This is a genomic window from Brevundimonas sp. T2-11 (genome assembly GCF_055397675.1).
Map to the genome: position 1 here is coordinate 1,576,796 of NZ_AP027920.1, position 18,435 is coordinate 1,595,230.

At 65.4% G+C, this 18,435-nt stretch carries 20 protein-coding genes; 10 read left to right on the forward strand and 10 right to left on the reverse strand.

Annotated features, from left to right (window positions below; genetic code table 11):
• Window positions 1-42 precede the first annotated feature (42 nt).
• Complete coding sequence (locus ACZ5XO_RS07835; RefSeq protein ID WP_464164767.1) at window positions 43-870, forward strand: S1 family peptidase; 828 nt, start codon at window positions 43-45, stop codon at window positions 868-870.
• Here ACZ5XO_RS07835 and ACZ5XO_RS07840 read toward each other — a convergent pair.
• From ACZ5XO_RS07840 to ACZ5XO_RS07850, 3 genes are all read right to left on the reverse strand, one after another.
• On the reverse strand, window positions 825-1,541 hold the full coding sequence (locus tag ACZ5XO_RS07840; RefSeq protein ID WP_464164769.1) for an energy transducer TonB: 717 nt from the start codon (window positions 1,539-1,541) through the stop codon (window positions 825-827). The two genes, ACZ5XO_RS07835 and ACZ5XO_RS07840, sit on opposite strands and share 46 nt — an antisense overlap.
• A gap of 15 nt (window positions 1,542-1,556) precedes the next feature.
• On the reverse strand, window positions 1,557-2,231 hold the full coding sequence (locus ACZ5XO_RS07845; protein WP_464164770.1) for an energy transducer TonB: 675 nt from the start codon (window positions 2,229-2,231) through the stop codon (window positions 1,557-1,559).
• A 167-nt stretch (window positions 2,232-2,398) separates the two neighbouring features.
• The gene (locus ACZ5XO_RS07850) at window positions 2,399-4,183 is read right to left on the reverse strand and encodes an acyl-CoA dehydrogenase (RefSeq protein WP_464164771.1); all 1,785 of its coding nucleotides are present in this window, start codon (window positions 4,181-4,183) and stop codon (window positions 2,399-2,401) included.
• Between the two features lie 172 nt (window positions 4,184-4,355).
• Between ACZ5XO_RS07850 and ACZ5XO_RS07855 the strand changes: the two genes are divergently transcribed.
• Window positions 4,356-5,279 carry an L-threonylcarbamoyladenylate synthase gene (locus ACZ5XO_RS07855; RefSeq protein ID WP_464164773.1) on the forward strand — a complete coding sequence of 308 codons (924 nt, stop codon included), beginning with the start codon at window positions 4,356-4,358 and terminating at the stop codon, window positions 5,277-5,279.
• On the opposite strand, the gene ACZ5XO_RS07860 is transcribed toward ACZ5XO_RS07855, so the two are convergent.
• From ACZ5XO_RS07860 to ACZ5XO_RS07875, 4 genes are all read right to left on the reverse strand, one after another.
• The gene (locus ACZ5XO_RS07860; RefSeq protein WP_464164774.1) at window positions 5,276-6,307 is read right to left on the reverse strand and encodes a patatin-like phospholipase family protein; all 1,032 of its coding nucleotides are present in this window, start codon (window positions 6,305-6,307) and stop codon (window positions 5,276-5,278) included. The genes ACZ5XO_RS07855 and ACZ5XO_RS07860 overlap by 4 nt on opposite strands.
• A 19-nt stretch (window positions 6,308-6,326) precedes the next feature.
• Window positions 6,327-7,124 carry a 3-hydroxybutyrate dehydrogenase gene (locus ACZ5XO_RS07865; protein WP_464164776.1) on the reverse strand — a complete coding sequence of 266 codons (798 nt, stop codon included), beginning with the start codon at window positions 7,122-7,124 and terminating at the stop codon, window positions 6,327-6,329.
• Between the two features lie 65 nt (window positions 7,125-7,189).
• Window positions 7,190-7,963, reverse strand: a complete 774-nt coding sequence (gene yaaA / locus ACZ5XO_RS07870) for a peroxide stress protein YaaA (protein WP_464164879.1) — start codon at window positions 7,961-7,963, stop codon at window positions 7,190-7,192.
• Between the two features lie 94 nt (window positions 7,964-8,057).
• Window positions 8,058-9,461: an FAD-binding oxidoreductase gene (locus ACZ5XO_RS07875; protein ID WP_464164777.1), complete on the reverse strand. Its 1,404-nt coding sequence runs from the start codon at window positions 9,459-9,461 to the stop codon at window positions 8,058-8,060.
• A 77-nt stretch (window positions 9,462-9,538) separates the two neighbouring features.
• Between ACZ5XO_RS07875 and ACZ5XO_RS07880 the strand changes: the two genes are divergently transcribed.
• The 3 genes from ACZ5XO_RS07880 to ACZ5XO_RS07890 are packed head-to-tail and all read left to right on the forward strand — an operon-like array spanning window position 9,539 to window position 11,516.
• Window positions 9,539-10,006 carry an NUDIX hydrolase gene (locus ACZ5XO_RS07880; protein ID WP_464164778.1) on the forward strand — a complete coding sequence of 156 codons (468 nt, stop codon included), beginning with the start codon at window positions 9,539-9,541 and terminating at the stop codon, window positions 10,004-10,006.
• Window positions 10,007-10,031: 25 nt separating this feature from the next.
• On the forward strand, window positions 10,032-11,054 hold the full coding sequence (locus ACZ5XO_RS07885; RefSeq protein WP_464164779.1) for an SPFH domain-containing protein: 1,023 nt from the start codon (window positions 10,032-10,034) through the stop codon (window positions 11,052-11,054).
• Between the two features lie 3 nt (window positions 11,055-11,057).
• Complete coding sequence (locus ACZ5XO_RS07890) at window positions 11,058-11,516, forward strand: NfeD family protein (RefSeq protein WP_464164780.1); 459 nt, start codon at window positions 11,058-11,060, stop codon at window positions 11,514-11,516.
• A 5-nt stretch (window positions 11,517-11,521) separates the two neighbouring features.
• On the opposite strand, the gene rnhA is transcribed toward ACZ5XO_RS07890, so the two are convergent.
• Window positions 11,522-11,974, reverse strand: coding sequence for a ribonuclease HI (rnhA, locus tag ACZ5XO_RS07895; RefSeq protein ID WP_464164781.1), 453 nt, complete (start codon window positions 11,972-11,974; stop codon window positions 11,522-11,524).
• A gap of 110 nt (window positions 11,975-12,084) precedes the next feature.
• Between rnhA and ACZ5XO_RS07900 the strand changes: the two genes are divergently transcribed.
• The 4 genes from ACZ5XO_RS07900 (at window position 12,085) to bioB (ending at window position 14,959) form a co-directional block, all read left to right on the forward strand.
• A complete protein-coding gene (locus ACZ5XO_RS07900; RefSeq protein WP_207827173.1) occupies window positions 12,085-12,303 on the forward strand; it encodes a twin-arginine translocase TatA/TatE family subunit in 219 nt (72 codons plus the stop codon).
• 25 nt (window positions 12,304-12,328) lie between these two features.
• Window positions 12,329-12,859 (forward strand): Sec-independent protein translocase protein TatB, encoded by a 531-nt coding sequence (tatB, locus tag ACZ5XO_RS07905; protein ID WP_464164783.1) that lies wholly within the window; start codon window positions 12,329-12,331, stop codon window positions 12,857-12,859.
• The gene (tatC, locus tag ACZ5XO_RS07910; RefSeq protein WP_464164784.1) at window positions 12,856-13,731 is read left to right on the forward strand and encodes a twin-arginine translocase subunit TatC; all 876 of its coding nucleotides are present in this window, start codon (window positions 12,856-12,858) and stop codon (window positions 13,729-13,731) included. The genes tatB and tatC overlap by 4 nt, the downstream gene beginning before the upstream one ends.
• Before the next feature lie 220 nt (window positions 13,732-13,951).
• Window positions 13,952-14,959: a biotin synthase BioB gene (gene bioB / locus ACZ5XO_RS07915; protein WP_464164786.1), complete on the forward strand. Its 1,008-nt coding sequence runs from the start codon at window positions 13,952-13,954 to the stop codon at window positions 14,957-14,959.
• 11 nt (window positions 14,960-14,970) lie between these two features.
• Here bioB and ACZ5XO_RS07920 read toward each other — a convergent pair whose 3' ends face one another.
• Window positions 14,971-15,585, reverse strand: coding sequence for a GntR family transcriptional regulator (locus ACZ5XO_RS07920; protein ID WP_464164787.1), 615 nt, complete (start codon window positions 15,583-15,585; stop codon window positions 14,971-14,973).
• Window positions 15,586-15,644: 59 nt separating this feature from the next.
• The gene (locus tag ACZ5XO_RS07925) at window positions 15,645-16,049 is read right to left on the reverse strand and encodes a hypothetical protein (RefSeq protein WP_464164789.1); all 405 of its coding nucleotides are present in this window, start codon (window positions 16,047-16,049) and stop codon (window positions 15,645-15,647) included.
• A 163-nt stretch (window positions 16,050-16,212) separates the two neighbouring features.
• Between ACZ5XO_RS07925 and ACZ5XO_RS07930 the strand changes: the two genes are divergently transcribed.
• On the forward strand, window positions 16,213-18,420 hold the full coding sequence (locus tag ACZ5XO_RS07930) for a TonB-dependent hemoglobin/transferrin/lactoferrin family receptor (RefSeq protein WP_464164790.1): 2,208 nt from the start codon (window positions 16,213-16,215) through the stop codon (window positions 18,418-18,420).
• Window positions 18,421-18,435 lie beyond the last annotated feature (15 nt).

Below are 18,435 nucleotides of genomic sequence, written 5' to 3' on the forward strand. Positions count from 1 at the left end.
GGAGGACCTTGTGCCCGCGCGCGTGCGGCGTCAAATGGCGGAATGATCTCTCAGGACGTTCCGCCCGCACCGCCCGCCGCTGTCGCTCCCGTTCCCTGGGACCTGACCGTGGGCATGATCAACGCCACCATGCAACTGGATCAGCCCCTGAATGAAAGCTCGCGCAAGGTCGGAACGGGCTTTCTGATCTCGGCGCCGAAGCCCGACGGCTCGTCACGCGTGGTGCTGGTGACGGCGGCGCATGTTCTGAACGTCATGCCGGGTCCCGAGGCGCGTATCGGCTGGCGGACCGCCGAAGCCGATGGCGCCTGGAAATTCGCGCCCGCGAACCTGCGGATTCGCGACATGACCGGCACGCCGCTATGGACCCGGCATCCAGAGCGAGACGTCGCGGTCATGGAAATCATCGCGCCCGACGCTTTCACCCGGGCGGCCATCCCCGTTGGCTGGCTTGCGGATGAAAACACCTTCGATCGTTGGCGTGTCGGGCCTGGCGACGAACTGATGGCCTTGGGCTATCCGCACGGTCTGTCGGCCAACAAGGCCGGATTCCCGATCTTGCGCCTGGGCCGCATCAGTTCATGGCCGCTGACGCCGATCCGGCACTTCCCGACCTTCCTGCTGGATTTCGCCGTGTCGCAGGGCAACTCTGGAGGGCCGGTCTTCTGGACCCCCGCTGTCGATCGTTTGCCGGGCGCGCCGACGCCGGATCACCCCTATATCGCCGGGGTTCTGGTCCAGGAGGTTCAGGGCGGCGGCGAAGGCCTGGAACTGGGCGTCGTCGCCCACGCCCAGTACGTGCGCGAGGCGATCGCCCTGCTTGATCAGTCGACCGCTGCGCCCGAAACGCAGTCGAACGCCGCACAGTAGCGGCGGCGCATTTCGTTTCTGATCGGGGCCGGGTCTTCCGGGCTGGCCTGGGTGACCTGGGCGTACCAGACGTCCCAGCCGATCGGTTTGCGGGTCGGCAGGTAGTCCAGGCCGTGCAACGCCAGGACGCGAGCAATCCCTGCGGCTTGCCAGGCTTTCTCGGCTTCAAGGTCGGGGTATAGCTCGGCCATCCAGTCGCGCAGCAGCGCCGCTTTTTCGGTCGGCATCTCGTTGACCTTCCAGTCACGGATCGAGCGTTCGGTCGCAGAGCGGCTGCCGTGATAGAAACTGTCGGTAAAGGCCTGTGCGGCCTGGAGATGTTCTGGGCCGGGCTCGGGGCCTTCCCATGGTTGACGCAGCGGTTCGTCGCCTTCGGTCAGGATGTCGAAGGGCAGTTCGATCATGAAAGGGACGCCCGCGGGCTGGGCGACACGCCCTCGGAACACGATCGCCAGGGCGGCTTGCTGGAACCCCGCATCAGCGGGCTTGGCCGACACAGCCGCGCACCGGGCGAGAGCGCCAGCGTCGTTATTCTCGCACTCTAGCGTGACGGTCCCGTTGATCCGCAAGTCTCTGGCCAGAGCCGGGTAGTCGGAAGGCTTTACATCCGGCGGCGTCTCCCAGCGCACAGGTTCGACCAGCAAAGCCAAGGCCGCCAGAAGCGTAATCATGCGGGGAACTCCGGACTATTCAGGGCTGGTGACGGTTTCGGCCGATGGCCCGCAATCGTAACGGGCGCAAAAGCGACGACGCAGTTCGATCATCGGTTCGCGAGGATAGAGATCACGACCGGCCTCGTTCAGCTGTGGAACCCAGGATTCACTCCAGTCGTCCGGCTGTTTGGGCGGCATGGTCTCCAGTCCGCGCATGGCCAGGACGCGCGCCATGGCCAGACCCCGTCGCTGACGCTCCGCCTCCAGGCTTCCGAACAGTTCGGCGATCCAGCCTTCGGTCGTCCGGCGCATTTCGGGCGGCATCCGATCCAGTCGCCATTGGCGTCTCAGGCGAACGGTCGGTTCGATGCTGCGCCGGGCATGGCGCTGACCGCTTTGCATCTGCGCAGCGCTGGGCGTCGGGCCAGACCAGGGCGGGGGCGTCTCCGCGTTGAACGGCTTGATATTGAACGGCACACGGACCGTGAACTCGCGTTCCTCGGGGGGCGAGCCTGGTGCGGCGGGCGTCAACCGGGCGCGCTGGATCACGCGCACCGCCGCCTCTGCGAACCCCAGACCGTCCGGTCTGGCGCGCATGGCGGTGCAGGCGTTCGGCAAGCCTTCATCCGTCACGCGACAGTTCACCTCGACCCAACCGTTAACACCCATGGCGGCGGCGAACGGGGGAAAGTCATTGGGTGTGGGCACAGGGCGCGTCACCCAGGCGACCGGCGTCTCTGCCAGAGCCTGTGCAGGGCAATTGAAAATAACCCCAAGCATCAGGCTTGCAGCGCCGATCAATGTTCTCATGAGAACGCCTCCCGTGTGCAGGTTGCACGGGAGGCGTTGTGCGCTCAAGCCATGGAGGCGGACAATCAGCCCGCCAGCGCCTCGACCGTCAGGCTTTGCAGCAACTCCCCGCCCTGGCCCACGGCGGCCAGACGGCTGGAAACGTGGCCCAGGACGTTGGCGGCGTAGAGCTCATACAGGTCCAGCTTGCCTTGCAGCCAGACGGGATCGCCGTTTCCGGCGTCCAGGCGCGCCTTGGCGGCCAAAGCGCCCTTGGCCAGCATCCAGCCGCCGACCACGTCGCCCATCAGTTTCAGATAGGCGTCGGCGCCCGCCAGAACGTCAGCGGCGCCGTCAGCGGCGGCCTTGCGGTCCAGCAGCCACAGGGTGGCGTCCTCGATGGCCTCGATGGCCGTGGCGAAGCGCTCGACAGGCTTGCCTGCATAGAGGCGATCGATCTGGCCGAGCGTGGTCTTCATCTCGGCGATCAGGGCCTTGGCGGAATCGCCGCCGTCCATCGACAGCTTGCGGCCGACCAGATCCATGGCCTGGATGCCGTTGGTGCCTTCGTAGATCGGGGTGATGCGGGCGTCGCGATAGTATTGGGCCGCACCGGTCTCCTCGATGAAGCCCATGCCGCCGTGGACCTGAACGCCCAGCGAGGCGACCTCGCAGCCGACGTCGGTGGACCAGGCCTTGGCGATGGGGGTGAACAGGTCCTCGCGGCCCTTCCACGCCTTGCGTTCGGCCTCGGTCGCGGCGTGGCGGGCCAGGTCGGCGGCGACGCCGGTGGACAGGCAGATGGCGCGGGCGGCGGCGATCTTGGCCTTCATGACGCCAAGCGTCCGGCGCACGTCCGGGTGGTCGAAGATCGGGGCGTTCTTCTCGCCGGTCCAGATGCTGCGGCCCTGACGGCGTTCCAGGGCATAGGCCAGGGCGTGCTGATAGGCGCGCTCGGCGATGCCCACGCCCTCGACGCCGACGGCCAGACGCGCGGCGTTCATCATCACGAACATATGGGCCAGGCCCTCGTTCGGACGACCGACCAGTTCGGCGCGGGCGCCTTCATAGGCCATGACGCAGGTCGGCGAGGCGTGGATGCCCAGCTTGTGCTCGACACCGACCGGGTGGAAGGCGTTGCGCTCGCCCAGCGAGCCGTCGACGTTGACGGCGAACTTGGGCGTCAGGAACAGGCTGATGCCCTTGGGCCCCGCAGGGGCGTCGGGAAGGCGGGCCAGCACCAGGTGGATGATGTTGTCCGTGGCGTCGTGATCGCCCCAGGTGATGAAAATTTTCTGGCCGTTCAGGGCATAGGTCCCGTCGCCATTCGGCGTGGCCGTGGTGGTCAGGGCGCCCAGGTCCGAACCGGCGTGTGGTTCGGTCAGCACCATGGCGCCGGTCCATTCGCCGCTGACCAGCTTGGGCAGATAGGTGCTCTTCTGGTGTTCGTCGCCGACCTGCTCCAAGGCCTCGATCGAGGCCAGGGACAGCATGGGGCAGAGGCCAAAGGCCATGTTGGCGGCGTGGACGGTCTCATAGGCCGCCAGTTCCAGCGCCTTGGGCAGGGCCTGGCCGCCGGCCTCGACCGAGGCGGTCAGGCCGGTCCAGCCGCCTTCGGCGAACTGCTTGTAAGCATCAACGAAGCCCGGGGCGGCGGTGACTGCGCCATTGGCGTACTTGGCGCCCGCCAGATCGCCGGGACGGTTCAGCGGGGCCAGGACCTCTTCCGAAAACTGACCGGCGGCTTCGAGCACCGCGCCCATGACGTCCGCATCGTAATCGGGAAACGCGCCCGTGGCGCTGACCTGATCAACGCCGGCGACGGCTTCCAGGGCGAAGGCGAGGTCACGGATAGGGGCGCGGTAGCTCATGGCGGTCTCCAGAATCTTCAAACTGCTTCTGACGCCCGAGGCGTCGATGATGCAAGGGCGCTTGGACTTTGGTCTTGGTTCCGTCACTCTGTGGCCTAGTGCCGTCGCGGAAGGAAAGACCCTTGGCTGAACCTCGAAATCGCAGATTGCTCGGTTCGGGGTTGCGCCGGTCATGAAGGGCGACACCCCTGAAATCGCCGCCGAGGCGTTGAAGACCGGACGGCTGGTCATGCTGCCGACCGAGACGGTCTATGGTCTGGCGGCAGACGCCTCCAACCCGCAAGCGGTGGCTCGTATCTTCGAGGCCAAGGGAAGACCCCGCTTCAACCCCTTGATCGCACACGTCGCCAACGCCCTGGACGCCGAGTCCATCGCGGTCTTCGACAACCGGGCGAGGGCGCTGGCCGAGGCCTTCTGGCCCGGTCCGTTGACCATCGTGGCGCCGGTGCGTGATCGCGATCGGGTCTGCGATCTGGCGCGGGCGGGGCTGGACAGCGTTGCTGTGCGCGTGCCGGGGCACCCGCGCGCGCGCGCCGTGATCGCGGCCTTTGGCGGCGCTGTCGTCGCCCCCTCGGCCAATCGTTCGGGACGGCCCAGCCCCACGACATTCGACGACGCTCTGGAGGAGACCGGTCAGTCGGTCGGCGCCGCCGTGGATGGCGGGCCTTGCGCCGTAGGCGTGGAAAGCACGGTCGTTTCGGTGCTGGACGGCCGCGTGGCCCTGCTGCGCCCCGGTTCGGTGACGCGCGAGGAGATCGAGAGCGCCGTGGGGCCCTTGGCTGAAGAGGCGGGGCAGGGACATCGTTCGCCCGGTCGTCTGGCTCTGCACTACGCCCCCGACGCCCCGGTGCGGATCGAGGCCGAGGCCGCGAGGGAGGGAGAAATCCTGCTGGGGTTCGGCCCCGGCGTCGGCGAACAGGGATGGAGTCTGAGCCCGACCGGCGATTTGCGCGAGGCCGCAGCCAATCTGTTTCGCCTGTTACGCGAAGCGGATCGAAACAAGCCCGCGGGCATCGCCGTGTCTCCGATTCCGCAAAAGGGGCTGGGCGAGGCGATCAACGACCGCCTGCGTCGGGCGGCGGGCTTTGTCGGCTAAAGGAAACGGGCCTTCAGATCGACGCTGGAGGCCTTGCCTACCTGAGCCGCGCAGGTTTCCAGCCATTGTTCCGCCGCCTGACGCCCCCGCGATTTCAGATCGTTGAGGAAGCTCCATTCCGTGTCGAACTTGGTCGAAAGCGAGAGGCTGCCCAGCCAGTCGTCGACCTCGATGGCGTGCATGCGGACGGCGCGGTGGCGGTCCTCGGTGCGACTGAGCTTGCCCTCGGCGATCAGGTCCTGAACGAAGGCGACGGCGCGCAGTTCGGCCACCAGAGGCGCGTTGAACAGGATCTCGTTCAGGCGATCCATGATCTCGCCCGCCTCGCGCGGAGCCTCGTCGCGCACGAAGGGGTTGAGCGGCAACAGCAGGATGTCGTCGGGGGTGTCGGCGTAGAACAGCGGCCAGAGCGCTGGATTGGCCAGATAGCCGCCGTCCCAGTAGGGCTCGCCCTCGATCTCGACCGCCTGAAACAGGTGCGGCAGGCAGGCCGATGCCAGCAGGACGTCGGATGTGATCTCTGGCGAACGGAACAGGCGCGACCGACCGGCGCGGACCGCCGTGGTCGAGACGATCAATTGAATATCGGAACCGCGCACGGCGTCGAAGTCGACGGCGGTTTCCAGCACGCGCTTCAGCGGGTTCAGGTTGAAGGGGTTGAACGCGTAGGGGCTCATCGACATGGCCAGCGTCTCCCCGGCCTTCCACATCGGGCTGTCCTTGAGCCAGCCGGGCGTCAGGGCCCTGGACCAGATGGCGCTGTCGCCGAAGACGTTGCGACCGCCGGACTGGTTGACCTCGCGCCACAGCTTGTCGAGCGCGGCGCGACCGCCCTCGGCGCCGCCTTGTTCCAGCCCGGTGATCAGGGCTGCGGCGTTCATCGCTCCCGCTGAGGCTGCGGTGACGGCGCGGATGTCGAGGATGTCGGCTTCCAGAAGCCGATCCAGCACGCCCCACTGAAAAGCGCCGTGCGAGCCGCCGCCTTGAAGTGCGAGGCAGATGGGGCGACGGACTTTCGACTTGGCCATCTTCCGCCCCTTCAGATCGCTATTGCGCGGTCCAGCCGCCGTCGACCGAGTAGTGCGACCCGTTGGCCGAGGCCCCGAGGTCGGACACCAGATAGAGGAAGATGCCCGCCAGTTCGTCGGTCGTGACGAAGCGCTTGGTCGGCTGCGAGCCGAGGATGACGTTCTTCATCACGTCCTCGGGCGTCAAGCCGCGGGTGCGGGCCTGATCTTCGATCTGCTTGGCGACGATGGGGGTCTCGACGAAGCCGGGGCAGATGGCGTTGCAGGTGATGTTCTGCTGCGCCAGCTCCAGGGCCACGGTCTTCGTGAAGCCGATGACACCGTGCTTGGCGGCGACATAGGCCGACTTGAACGGGCTGGCGACCAGGCCGTGGGCCGAGGCGATGTTGACGATGCGGCCGCGCCCCTGGGCCTTCATGATCGGGATCGCCGCCTTGGTGGCGTAGAAGGCCGAGGACAGGTTGATCGAAATGATCTTCTCCCACGCATCGGCGGGGAAATTTTCGACAGCCTCGACGTGCTGGATGCCGGCGTTGTTGACCAGGATGTCGAGACGGCCCAATTCGCGGTGCGCGGTGGCCACCATGTCGCCGATCTGATCCGGCTGGGTCATGTCGGCGGGGTGGTAGAGGACACGAACGCCTGTGTCGGCGGCCAGATCGGCGCGGGTCTGTTCGATGACCGCAGGATCGCCCAGGCCGTTCAGAACAATGTCGCCGCCACATTGTGCGACGGCGCGGGCCAGAGCCAAGCCAATGCCAGAGGTCGAGCCGGAGACGACGGCGACCTGGCCCTTGAGATCGTTCATGGCAAACATGCGGAGAGAACCCGTGAATTAGCTATGCTGCAACGCAGCCTAACCGCAGTCGTTCAATCTGGCGATCAGGAATTTCCTTCTCTGATGAATATCCAGTCCGCGTCCGTGGAAAGCGCCTTGTCGAAGCGGTAGCCGTCACGGTCGAAAGCCTTGAGATCCTCGGCCTTTTCGATGCGGTTCTCGATGGCGTAGCGGGCCATGGCGCCGCGCGCCTTCTTGGCGAAGAAGGAGATGATGCGGGCCTCGCCATCCTTGCGCTCCTTGAAGTGGGGCGTAACCAGCGGGAGCTTCAGCGCCTTGGCGTCGACCGCGCCGAAGTATTCCTGGCTGGCCAGATTGACCAAGGTGCGGTCGGGCAGGGGAGCGGCGTCCTCGTTCAGGCGCAGTGAAATTCGCTCACCCCAGAAGTCATAGAGGTTGGAGCCGCGCGGTGTTTTCAGGCGAGTTCCCATCTCCAGACGATAGGGCTGGATGGCGTCGAGCGGGCGCAACAAGCCGTAGAAGCCCGACAGGATGCGCAGGTGATCCTGCGCCCAGTCCAGATCGGCCGGGGCCAGAGAACGCGCGTCCAGGCCGTCATAGACGTCGCCGGCGAAGGCGAAGACGGCCTGCAGCGCGCCCTCGGCCGTCTCGTTGTCGAAGGACTGAAAACGCTCGTAGTTCAGGTCGGCCAGAGCGTCCGAGATCGACATCAGGCGACGCAGATCAGCGCGGCTCAGCTTCTTGGTGACCTTGGCCAGTTCCGCGGTTTCGTCGGCGCAGCGACGCGAGGTTGCGGGCACGTTGATGGCGGGGGGCGTGAAGTCCAGCCGTTTGGCCGGGGACAGGACGATCAGCAAGGCGACACAGGCTCCGATGCATCGGGAAGCGGGCCTCATAGGCCGCTTCCGTGACGATTTGAACCGTCGGCGGCGTCACATGCGGTCGTGACGCCTAGAAGAGGATCGCGGGGTTCATGATCCGTTGCGGGTCGATGGCCTGACGAATCGCCCGCATGGTCGCGATCTCCAGCGGCGACTTGTAGCGCCGCGCCTCGTCGGTTTTCAGCCGTCCCAGGCCATGTTCCGCCGAGATGGAGCCATTGTAGCGAGCCACCACATCATGGACGACTTCGGACCCTTCCATCCAGCGGGCGATGAAGGCGGGCACGTCCTCGCCGACGCCGGGGATCACGTCATAGTGAAGGTTGCCGTCGCCGACGTGGCCGAAGACCGAGACGCGGCAGCCGGGGTGGAACTTCTCGACCGCCGCCGTGGCCTCGTCGATGAAGTCGGCGATACGGGAGACCGGCACGGATACGTCGTGCTTCCAGCCGCCACCCTCGGGTTTCAGCCCTGCCGAGTGTTCTTCGCGCAGGCGCCAGAAGGCGGCCTTCTGGGCGTCGTTCTGGGCGATGGCGGCGTCGACGATCAGACCTTCCTCGAAGGCGTTGGTCAGCAGACGCTCCATGGCCGAATCGGCGCCGTCGGGCTCGCCTGAGGTCAGTTCGATCAGGACGTACCAGGGCGGCGTGGTTTCCAGCGGTTCGCGCGTGTCGGGAATGTTCTTGAGCACCAGGGCCATGCCGAGGCGCTTCATCAGTTCGAAGGCCTCGACGCCACCGCCGGTCTCGGCCTTGGCGCGGGCCAGCAGGGCGACGGCTGCGTGGTGGCTTTCCAGGCCGACAATGGCCGTGGCGCGGCTGCGCATGATGGGAAACAGTTTCAGCGTCGCCGCCGTGACGACGCCCAGCGTGCCCTCGGCGCCGATGAACAACTGCTTCAGGTCATAGCCGGTGTTGTCCTTGCGCAGCCGCTTCAGGCCGTTGAACACCTGGCCGTCGGGCATGACCGCCTCGATGCCCAGCACCAGGTCGCGCATCATGCCATAGCGCAGGACCGCCGTGCCGCCGGCGTTGGTCGAGATCACCCCGCCGATGGTGGCCGAGCCCTCGGCCGCCAGGCTGAGCGGGAAGAAACGGTCCTTCTCCCTGGCCAGTTGCTGAGCCTCGAGTAGGGTCACCCCGGCCTCCAGCGTCATGGCGTCGTCCAACGGCGTCACGTCCCGCACGGTCCGCAGCTTGCGCGTGGACAAAAGGACCTCGCCGAAGGGAATCTGACCGCCGACCAGGCCAGTGCCGCCGCCCTGGGTCACGACGGCGACGCGGTGGCGGGCGCAGATCTCGACGGCCTTGGCGACTTCTTCCGTCGTGCGGGGCTGCAGCAGGATGGGCGTCTCGCCCGTCCATCGTCCCCGCCATTCGGTCAGCCATGGCGCCATGTCGTCGGCGTCCGTGGTCCAGGCGCCGGGCAGGGCGGATTTCAGCTCTTCGATGGCGGCGGGCGTGGGGAGGGTCATATCCGCCTTGTGGCAAAAGGCGCGACGTGGTGGAAGCGCAAAACCCTGCCTCCAGGTGGTCAATTTGCGGAGAAAACATGATTCCGACCCCGGCCGTGGGCGTGGTCTGCCTGAAAGGCGACGAAGTCCTGCTGATCCGTCGCGGCACGCCGCCGCGTCAGGGCGAGTGGAGCCTGCCGGGCGGGCGAATAGAGCCGGGCGAGCGGCTGGCCGATGCGGCCCTGCGTGAACTTTGCGAAGAGACGGGCGTAGAGGCAGAACTGATCGGTCTGATCGACGTGGTGGACGGTGTGTTTCCCGAGGCCGGGCGGCACTATGTCCTGATCGACTACGCCGCGATCTGGACCGGCGGCGAGCCGGTGGCGGGCGACGACGCGGCCGAAGCGATCTTCCTTCCTCTGCACGAGGCGCTGCAACGGGTCGATTGGTCCGAGACGCGCCGCATCATTCTCCAGGCTCACGCCATGGCGACGGATCGTCGCGCTGACAGCCTTGTCAACGTGGCTGAACCGGATTCTGTGGCGTCAGGGCCGGACGACCGTTAAGCTCGCCTCCCAACCGGAGGGGCTTATGGATTTCTCGATTATCTTCTTTGTGATGTTCGCGGCCTTCGCGATCATCTTCCTGTTCAGCGTCATCAAGATCGTGCCGCAAGGCCGTGAATTCACGGTGGAACGGTTCGGCAAGTACACCAAGACGCTGAAGCCGGGCATCAGCATCCTGACCCCGTTCGTCGAGCGTATCGGCAAGCGGATGAACATGATGGAACAGGTGCTGGACGTCCCGACCCAGGAGGTCATCACCAAGGACAACGCCATGGTGAAGGTGGACGGCATCGTCTTCATCCAGGTGATGGACGCCGCCCGCGCCGCCTATCGCGTGGACGATCTGCCCTACGCCATCGCCCAGCTTTGCATGACCAATCTGCGGACCGTGGTCGGTTCGATGGAACTGGACGAGGTGCTGTCGCAGCGCGACGCCATCAACACCCGTCTGCTGCACGTCATCGACGCGGCGACCGAGCCGTGGGGCGTCAAGGCCAACCGCATCGAGATCAAGGACCTGACGCCGCCCAGCGACATCACCAACGCCATGGCGCGTCAGATGAAGGCCGAGCGCGAGCGTCGCGCCGTCATCACCGAGGCGGACGGCGAAAAGCAGGCCGCCATCGCTCGCGCCGAGGGCGCCAAGCAGGCTGCGATCCTGGAGGCCGAGGGCCGTCGTGAAGCCGCCTTCCGCGACGCCGAGGCCCGTGAACGTGAAGCCGAGGCCGAGGCCAAGGCGACGGCCATGGTGTCGGAAGCGATCGCCCGCGGCGACGTCAACGCCATCAACTACTTCGTGGCCCAGAAATACGTCGAAGCCTTTGCGGAATTGGCGCGCAGCCCCCAGCAGAAGACGGTCATCGTCCCGGCCGAAATGGGCGGCCTGGTCGGCACCATCGCCGGCTTGGGCGAACTGGTCGGCCTGGCCAAGGAGCAGCAACATGTCCGCACCGAGACGCGTGCGGTCGCTCGGCCAGCCCCGGCTCCCGCGGCGCCGTCTCGTCCCGCACCGCGTCGCCCCGGCGGCGCCGTGCCGACCACGGAGTAGGGCATGGACTGGCTACTGAACCTGTACGCCGTCCAGCCCTTCTGGTTATGGCTGGCGGTGGGCGTGGTCCTGCTGGCGATCGAGGCGGCGGCCTCGACCGAGTGGCTGTTGTGGCCGGCGGTATCAGCCGGGTTGGTGGCGCTGATTGCGGCGCTGGCGCCCAACCTGGGCCTGCCGGTTGAAATCGGCGTGTTCGCCGCCCTGACCGTGGCTTCAACCATCCTGTCGCGCCGCCTGATCAAGCGCGTGAACCCTCACGACGAGCCGGACATCAACGACCGCGACCTGCGTCTGGTCGGCGAGCGGGCGAGGGTGGTCGAAGCCTTTGTCGATGGACGCGGCCGCGTCTTCGTCTCGGGCGCGGAATGGCCCGCCGAGATCGAGGGCGCCGGACCGCTGGCGGGTGAAAGCGTTGTGGTCGAATCGGTCGATGGTCCGCGCCTGCGGGTTCGTTCGATCTGAGGCTTCTAGCGGCGTCGCATGTCTTCGACGCCGCGATTCGCCAGGGCGTCGGCCCGTTCGTTCAGGGCGTGGCCGGCGTGCCCCTTCACCCAGTGCCACTTGACCTCGTGACGGCTGCGAGCCTCGTCCAGGCGACGCCACAGGTCGTCGTTCTTGACCGGCTTCTTGTCCGCGGTTTTCCAGCCCCGCGCCTTCCAGCCCCGGATCCATTCGGTGATGCCCTGCATGACGTATTTGCTGTCGGTGTGCAGATCGACGCGGCACGGGCGCTTCAGGGCCTCCAGCGCGGCGATGGCGGCCATCAGCTCCATGCGGTTGTTGGTGGTGTTGGGCTCGCCGCCCCACAGCTCCTTCTCGTGACCGCCGCCGGTCTGCAGGATTGCGCCCCAACCGCCGGGGCCGGGATTGCCCTTGCAGGCGCCGTCGGTATGGATGATGACATGATCAACGAGACTCATGATCGGGTCCCTACAGCGTCCCTTGGCGCGCCGCCATCAGTCAGCCTATATGACGCACAACAATCAGTCGGACAGGACCGCGTTCGTGGTCCTTTTGAGGAGGTAACGCCATGGGCTCCATGAGCATCTGGCACTGGGCCATCGTCATCGTCGTCGTCGCCCTGCTGTTCGGCGGCCGCGGCAAGCTGTCCGGCATCATGGGCGACGCCGCCAAGGGCATTCGCGCCTTCAAGGACGGCCTGAAGGACGACACGGATTCCAAGGGTCCGAAGGATGGCGTCAGCTCGTTGCCGCGCACCGAAGCCGAAAAAGAAGAACTGAACCGCTAAGCCTTTCGCGGAAAGACGCTGAATCATGGGTGGTCTTGGCCCCGGAATCGGCGGGTTCGAAATCCTTGTCATCGGTCTGGTGGCCCTGCTTGTCGTGGGGCCCAAGGATTTGCCGATGCTGATGCGCAAGGTCGGTCAGTTCGTCGCCAAGGCGCGCGGCATGGCCAACGAATTCCGCGCGAGCTTCGACGAAATGGCTCGTCAGTCCGAGCTCGACGACCTGCGCAAGGAGGTCGAGGCGCTGCGAAGCGGGCAGGGGATGCACCCGCTTGGCGCTGACGCCGAAGCGGCCTTCAAGGATATCCGCAAGGATCTTGAAGGCCCGCTGGACGCCCCGGCGCTGGCTGCGCCTGCAGAGCCTGAGCCTGAGCCTGAGCCGGTCGCGACCGGGGTGGATGAATGGCCGGATACGCCTTCGATCGCGGAACCCATCGTGGCGACCAAGCCCAAGCCGAAACCCAGACCCAAGACCAAGAGCGCCGCATCGACCGGCGGCTCCACTAAACCCGCGGCCTCCAAGCCTGCGGTCAAGCGCGCCAAGAAGGTCGAGCTATGACGTCGTTCGACCGGGATGAGGCCGACATCGAGGCGTCGCGCGCGCCCCTGATGGATCACCTGATCGAGCTGCGCGGGCGGCTGCTGATCTGCGTCGTGGCCTTCATCGTGGCCTTCATCGGCTGCTTCGCCTTTTCCGAGAAGCTCTATCTCTTCCTGGTTCAGCCCTATGTGGTGTCGGCCGCCTTCCACCAGACGGTAGGCGCGCACGGTCATGTCTCGCCATTCGATCTGATCCTGGGAACCGCGCGCCTGATTCCCGTGCCGGATGTGGATCACCAGAGCGTGAAGCTGATCTACACGGCGCCGCTGGAAATCCTCTTCACCAAGATGAAGCTGGCCGGACTCGGCGCCGTCATCGTGGCTTTCCCGGTTCTGGCCTGGCAGTTGTATCGCTTCGTCGCACCCGGCCTTTATCGCAACGAAAAGGGCGCCTTCCTGCCGTTCCTGATCGCGGCGCCGGTGCTGTTCCTTCTGGGCGCAGCGCTGGTCTATTACGTCATGCTGCCCTTCGTCATGTGGTTCTCGCTGAGCCAGCAGATCATCGGCGACGGCGTGGCGGCTGAACTGCTGCCCAAGGTGTCGGACTATCTGAATCTGGTCACGGCGCTGATCCTGGCGTTCGGCCTGTGCTTCCAGTTGCCCGTCGTCATGACGCTGCTGGGCCTGGCGGGTTTGATCAGTTCCAGCGTCATGGCCAAGGGCCGTCGCTACGCCATTGTGGCCGTCGTTGTCGTCGCCGCCGTCGTCACGCCGCCAGACCCCATCAGCCAACTGATGCTCGCTGTACCCATGGTGCTGCTCTACGAAGTCTCGATCTGGTGCGTTCGCATCATCGAACTGCGCCGCCGCGCCGATTCCCCAGCGGAATAGGGCTTCCAAGTGATCTGGAAGGGATTTCGCCTGGTCGCCAAGGATTACGGATTTATCGCCTAAGATATATTATGCGAAATAACGTTGAGGCTTCGCTACGGGATTAGAGCTAGCGATCGCGCCTCATGCGGTGAGTGCATGTAGCGGTGCGAACACGCCAACGGGTCGTATAATATATAAAAATATCCACCATTCCAAAACGTGATAGTTCGTATCTATGATGGTCGTCCCAGATGCTCGCAGGCTCAATATCATGTCCAAGAATCAAGCTCCCGACGCGAGCACAATCTATAATTCAGGCTTCATGGACCTGCTCCACCAGGCCCATTCCGTCCACCGGGCCCATTTCGAGCCCAGCACCATCCAGTGCTCGAAACTTCTGTCCATCAAGACAGGTGGATGCCCGGAAGACTGCTCCTACTGCTCACAGTCCGCCCGCAACGACACGACGCTGTCAGCCACCAAGATGATGGAAGTCCAGCGCGTTCTGGACGAAGCCCAAAAGGCGAAAGACGCCGGCGCCACACGCTATTGCATGGGCGCCGCATGGCGATCGCCGAAAGACCGTGACATGCCGGGCGTCCTGGCGATGGTGCGCGGCGTCAAGGCGCTGGGTCTTGAAACCTGCATGACCCTGGGCATGCTGACGGACGATCAGGCTGCAAGCCTGCGGGCAGCAGGCCTCGACTATTACAATCACAACATCGACACCTCGGAACGTTTCTATCCCGAGATCATCACCAGCCGCACCTTTGCAGACCGCCTGGAAACCCTGGATCGCGTCCGAGCGGCAGGAATCAACGTGTGTTCCGGCGGCATTGTCGGCATGGGTGAAACGGCTGAGGATCGCATCGACATGTTGCGCACCCTCGCCTCTCTCGAGCATCCCCCCGAGTCCGTGCCGATCAACATGTTGATGCCGATGGCGGGAACCCCTCTTGCGGATGCGCCGCGACTGGACCCGATCGAGTTGGTCCGCACCATCGCCACCGCCCGCATCCTGATGCCGCACGCCTATGTCCGCCTTTCGGCCGGACGATCGGAAATGACGGACGAGCTTCAGGCCCTGTGCTTTTTCGCCGGCGTAAACTCGATCTTCGTTGGCGACACCCTGTTGACCGCAGACAATCCCGGCGAAGATCGGGACACGGTGCTTTTCAACAAGCTGAATCTCAGGCGCGCCGACCAGGCTGGAATTTCAGCGCCCTGTCAGGAGCAAGCGGCCTAAACGGCGCGTAGCTAGACAGACCTGGACAGGTGGCGCTCGGCGACGGCGAGCGCCACCTTTACGTCGCGTATCCTGATCGCAGCCATAAGTGCGTTGTGGTCGGGATCGGCTCGCCGTTTCCAACGCGGCCTGTAATGCACCAGCATGCCCCGTGCGCCATGCAGCTGAAGGTCTCCGACGTCCTGCAACAGCCTGGGCATCCCGCAGGCCGCCATGGAGCCCATGTGGAAGGCCCGGTTGGCCTCTTCCCAGTCGTGAATGTCGTCTGCCTCATCGCAGGCAAGACGCAGGTGCTCCAGCTGAGCAATCTGTTCCTGCGTGAGGTTGGGGATGGAATGCAGCAAGGCCAGGGGCTCCAGCGCCATCCTCATCAACTTCACCTCGCGTTGCGTGGCTTGGTCCAGCGGCGCGACGCGAACCCCCGCATGCGGTTTGCTGACAGCCAGACCCTTGGCTATGAGGCGCAGAAAAGCCTCGCGCACAGGCACATGGCTGACTTGGAACTCTTCCGCGACATGGTCCTGCCGAAGTCGAGCTTCGGGGGCCAGTTCCCCACGCACGATACGAAGCGTAAGGGCGTCGGCGATGCCGTCTGAGGAAACGCTGGACTTGGTGATGGCGATCATCCTTTCGGAAACGCCCAATTATCTATGATCGAGGGATCGCCGCAACCTGTCACTGGCGATCAGTCTGAAATATCGACCCCATCCACCGCGTTGGCGACCAGATCACGCCAGGTGGGGTCCGTATCATCCACCAGATCAACATCGTCCAGCAAGGCTACGGCGCCATCGCCATCCGGCAGGATAAGGCCCAGCACCTCCATGATCTCGCCATCGGCGCCAATGTGGCTCTCGGCCTGGACGATCACTACGGCCTGTTCGCCGTCGTCCTCCCACCAGATCGCCGGCTGCGGAAGCTCCATGTCGATGACACGGGGATCCTCGGTGTCCCCCAGGGCGAATACGGCCCGGCGCGCCTGAACGTCATCAAGGGTGGCGATCCTGGCGGTGAACGGCGTCAGTCGCGCCCAGTCATCGACATCAAATCCGCCGCCGTCCTCATCAAACAGACCGTCGTCCTGAGCCATTGTTCGCATCCTTATCCTGACCCCTCCTCTACCGCTGATGCGGTTGAACGCAACCCGCCCATACTCCGCTTGCGTGCGTTCGGACGAACCTTTGGATAAATGAGGTTGATTCTGATAATCGTTCGCAGTAATTGCGCACCCCTCTCCAACCGGGGCCGTAACCATGCGCACGCTTCTGATGTTTTCCGCCGGGCTGACCGCCCTTTCGACCGCCGCCTTCCCCGCCTGGGGCGAAGAGGTCACGGATCTGGAGCAGGCCGTGCCGGTGGCGCCGATCACCGTGGTCGGCACCCGCACACAGCGGCGCGTGGACGACGTCCCCGCCAGCGTCAGCGTCATCACCGCCGAGACCATCGAGAACAACCTGGTCACCGACATCAAGGATCTGATCCGGTTCGAGCCGGGCGTCAGCGTCCCGACCAGCCCCGCCCGTTTCTCGGCCGCCCTGTCGGGCGCCGGCCGTGACGGCAACTCGGGCTTCACCATTCGCGGCATGGGCGGCAACCGGGTCCTGATCATTCAGGACGGCGTGCGTGTGCCGGACGGCTTCGCTTTCGGGGCCCAGAGCGTTGGTCGCGGCGGCTACAACGACCTGGACCTGGTCCAGTCGGTCGAGATCCTGCGCGGCCCGGCCTCAGCCCTCTACGGCTCGGACGGCATCGCCGGCGCGGTCAGCTTCACCTCCAAGGACCCGTCGGACTTCATCGCCAGCGGCGAAAACTTCGGCGTCCGCGCCCGCGTCGGCTACAGCTCCGCTGATGAAGGCTGGACCGAGGGTCTGGCGCTAGCGGGCCGCGCCGGGAGCCTGTCCGGCCTGCTGGCCTACACCCGTCGTGACGCTCAAGAGACCGAAAACATGGCCGAGACCGGCGGCACAGGCTCGACCCGCACCCAGCCGAACCCGCAAGAGTTCGCCTCCAACGCCGTCCTGGGCAAGCTGGTCTGGGATGTGAACGACAACCACTCCGTCCGCCTGACCTATGACCATTTCGATCAGGAAATGGATGGCGAGGCGCTGAGCAGCTATTCGGCCACGGTAATCGGACTGACCGCCCACGACGAGACGCAGCGCGACCGGGTTAGCCTGGACTGGCGTTTCAGCGATGTCTTCGGGCTGGATGACGGCTCGATCGCTACCTACTGGCAGGACGCCACGACGACCCAGTTCACATTTGAAGACCGCACTCCGGCTGTCGATCGCACTCGCGACGTGACCTTTGACAACTCTGTCTGGGGTCTGGCGGCGCAGGGGTCCAAGACCTTTGGCGGTCCCTCGGTCCAGCACCGCGTCACTATCGGCGGCGACTGGTCGCGCACCACCCAGGAAGGCATCCGCGACGGCACCGTGCCGCCCATGGGCGAGCCCTTCCCTGCCCGCCCCTTCCCCAAGACTGAATATGATCTGGCGGGCCTGTTCATTCAGGACGAGATCACCCTGATGGGCGGCCGCCTCAGCATCATCCCGGCCCTGCGCTACGACTGGTATGAGCTGACGCCCAAGGCCGACGCCCTGTTCCCGGCCCCGGCCGAGGGGCAGAGCGACAGCCATCTGTCGCCCAAGGTCGGCGTCATGTTCTGGGCCGACGACCACTTCGGCGTCTTCGCCAACTACGCCCAGGGCTTCAAGGCGCCCTCGCCCATGCAGGTGAACAACTTCTTCGCCAACCCGGTGTTTGGCTACGAATCCATTCCCAATCCCGACCTGACGCCGGAAACCAGCGAGAGCATCGAGGGCGGCTTCCGCTTCCGCAACCTCGACATGTTCGGCGGCGCCCTGTCGCTGTCGACCACGGCCTTCCACACCAGCTACGACGACTTCATCAACCAGGTGGTGGTGCGCGGGACCGGCGTGCCGGGTGTCGATCCGCTGATCTATCAGTACGTCAACCTGACCGAGGTGAAGATCTGGGGTCTGGAAGCGCGCGGAGACATCCGCTGGGACAACGGCTTCTCGGCCATCGTCGCCGCCTCCTTCGCCGACGGCGAACAGGAAACGGACGGCGAGCGCGGCAAGCTGACCAGCATCGACCCGATCAAGGTGGTGGCGGGCCTGAACTACGCCGCGCCGTCCGGCGTCTGGGGCGGCGGGGCGACCGTCACCTGGTCCGACGACAAGTCCAACTACGACTGCGGCGGCGGCCTGTGCTGGCCGGGCGAGGAGTTCGCCATCCTGGACCTGACCGCCTTCTGGAACGTCACCGAGAAGGCCACCCTTCGCGCCGGCGTCTTCAATGTCTTCGACGAGAGATACGCCTGGTGGAGCGACGTTCGCGGCCTGAACCGCCCGGCCGTCGACGGCCGCCCCGCTACGCTGGACGCCTTCACCCAGCCCGGCCGCAACTTCGGCGTCTCGGTCAACTTGCGCTACTGAGACAGACACCTAAAA

Coding starts and splice junctions, on each gene's coding strand:
- bioB (WP_464164786.1), top strand. CDS start 13,952: ATGGTCGTCCCAGATGCTCGCAGGCTCAATATCATGTCCAAGAATCAA.
- tatC (WP_464164784.1), top strand. CDS start 12,856: ATGACGTCGTTCGACCGGGATGAGGCCGACATCGAGGCGTCGCGCGCG.
- ACZ5XO_RS07850 (WP_464164771.1), bottom strand. CDS start 4,183: ATGAGCTACCGCGCCCCTATCCGTGACCTCGCCTTCGCCCTGGAAGCC.
- tatB (WP_464164783.1), top strand. CDS start 12,329: ATGGGTGGTCTTGGCCCCGGAATCGGCGGGTTCGAAATCCTTGTCATC.
- ACZ5XO_RS07860 (WP_464164774.1), bottom strand. CDS start 6,307: ATGGCCAAGTCGAAAGTCCGTCGCCCCATCTGCCTCGCACTTCAAGGC.
- ACZ5XO_RS07840 (WP_464164769.1), bottom strand. CDS start 1,541: ATGATTACGCTTCTGGCGGCCTTGGCTTTGCTGGTCGAACCTGTGCGC.
- ACZ5XO_RS07880 (WP_464164778.1), top strand. CDS start 9,539: ATGATTCCGACCCCGGCCGTGGGCGTGGTCTGCCTGAAAGGCGACGAA.
- ACZ5XO_RS07875 (WP_464164777.1), bottom strand. CDS start 9,461: ATGACCCTCCCCACGCCCGCCGCCATCGAAGAGCTGAAATCCGCCCTG.
- rnhA (WP_464164781.1), bottom strand. CDS start 11,974: ATGAGTCTCGTTGATCATGTCATCATCCATACCGACGGCGCCTGCAAG.
- ACZ5XO_RS07885 (WP_464164779.1), top strand. CDS start 10,032: ATGGATTTCTCGATTATCTTCTTTGTGATGTTCGCGGCCTTCGCGATC.
- ACZ5XO_RS07835 (WP_464164767.1), top strand. CDS start 43: ATGATCTCTCAGGACGTTCCGCCCGCACCGCCCGCCGCTGTCGCTCCC.
- ACZ5XO_RS07890 (WP_464164780.1), top strand. CDS start 11,058: ATGGACTGGCTACTGAACCTGTACGCCGTCCAGCCCTTCTGGTTATGG.
- ACZ5XO_RS07925 (WP_464164789.1), bottom strand. CDS start 16,049: ATGGCTCAGGACGACGGTCTGTTTGATGAGGACGGCGGCGGATTTGAT.
- ACZ5XO_RS07865 (WP_464164776.1), bottom strand. CDS start 7,124: ATGTTTGCCATGAACGATCTCAAGGGCCAGGTCGCCGTCGTCTCCGGC.
- ACZ5XO_RS07930 (WP_464164790.1), top strand. CDS start 16,213: ATGCGCACGCTTCTGATGTTTTCCGCCGGGCTGACCGCCCTTTCGACC.
- ACZ5XO_RS07900 (WP_207827173.1), top strand. CDS start 12,085: ATGGGCTCCATGAGCATCTGGCACTGGGCCATCGTCATCGTCGTCGTC.
- ACZ5XO_RS07920 (WP_464164787.1), bottom strand. CDS start 15,585: ATGATCGCCATCACCAAGTCCAGCGTTTCCTCAGACGGCATCGCCGAC.
- ACZ5XO_RS07855 (WP_464164773.1), top strand. CDS start 4,356: ATGAAGGGCGACACCCCTGAAATCGCCGCCGAGGCGTTGAAGACCGGA.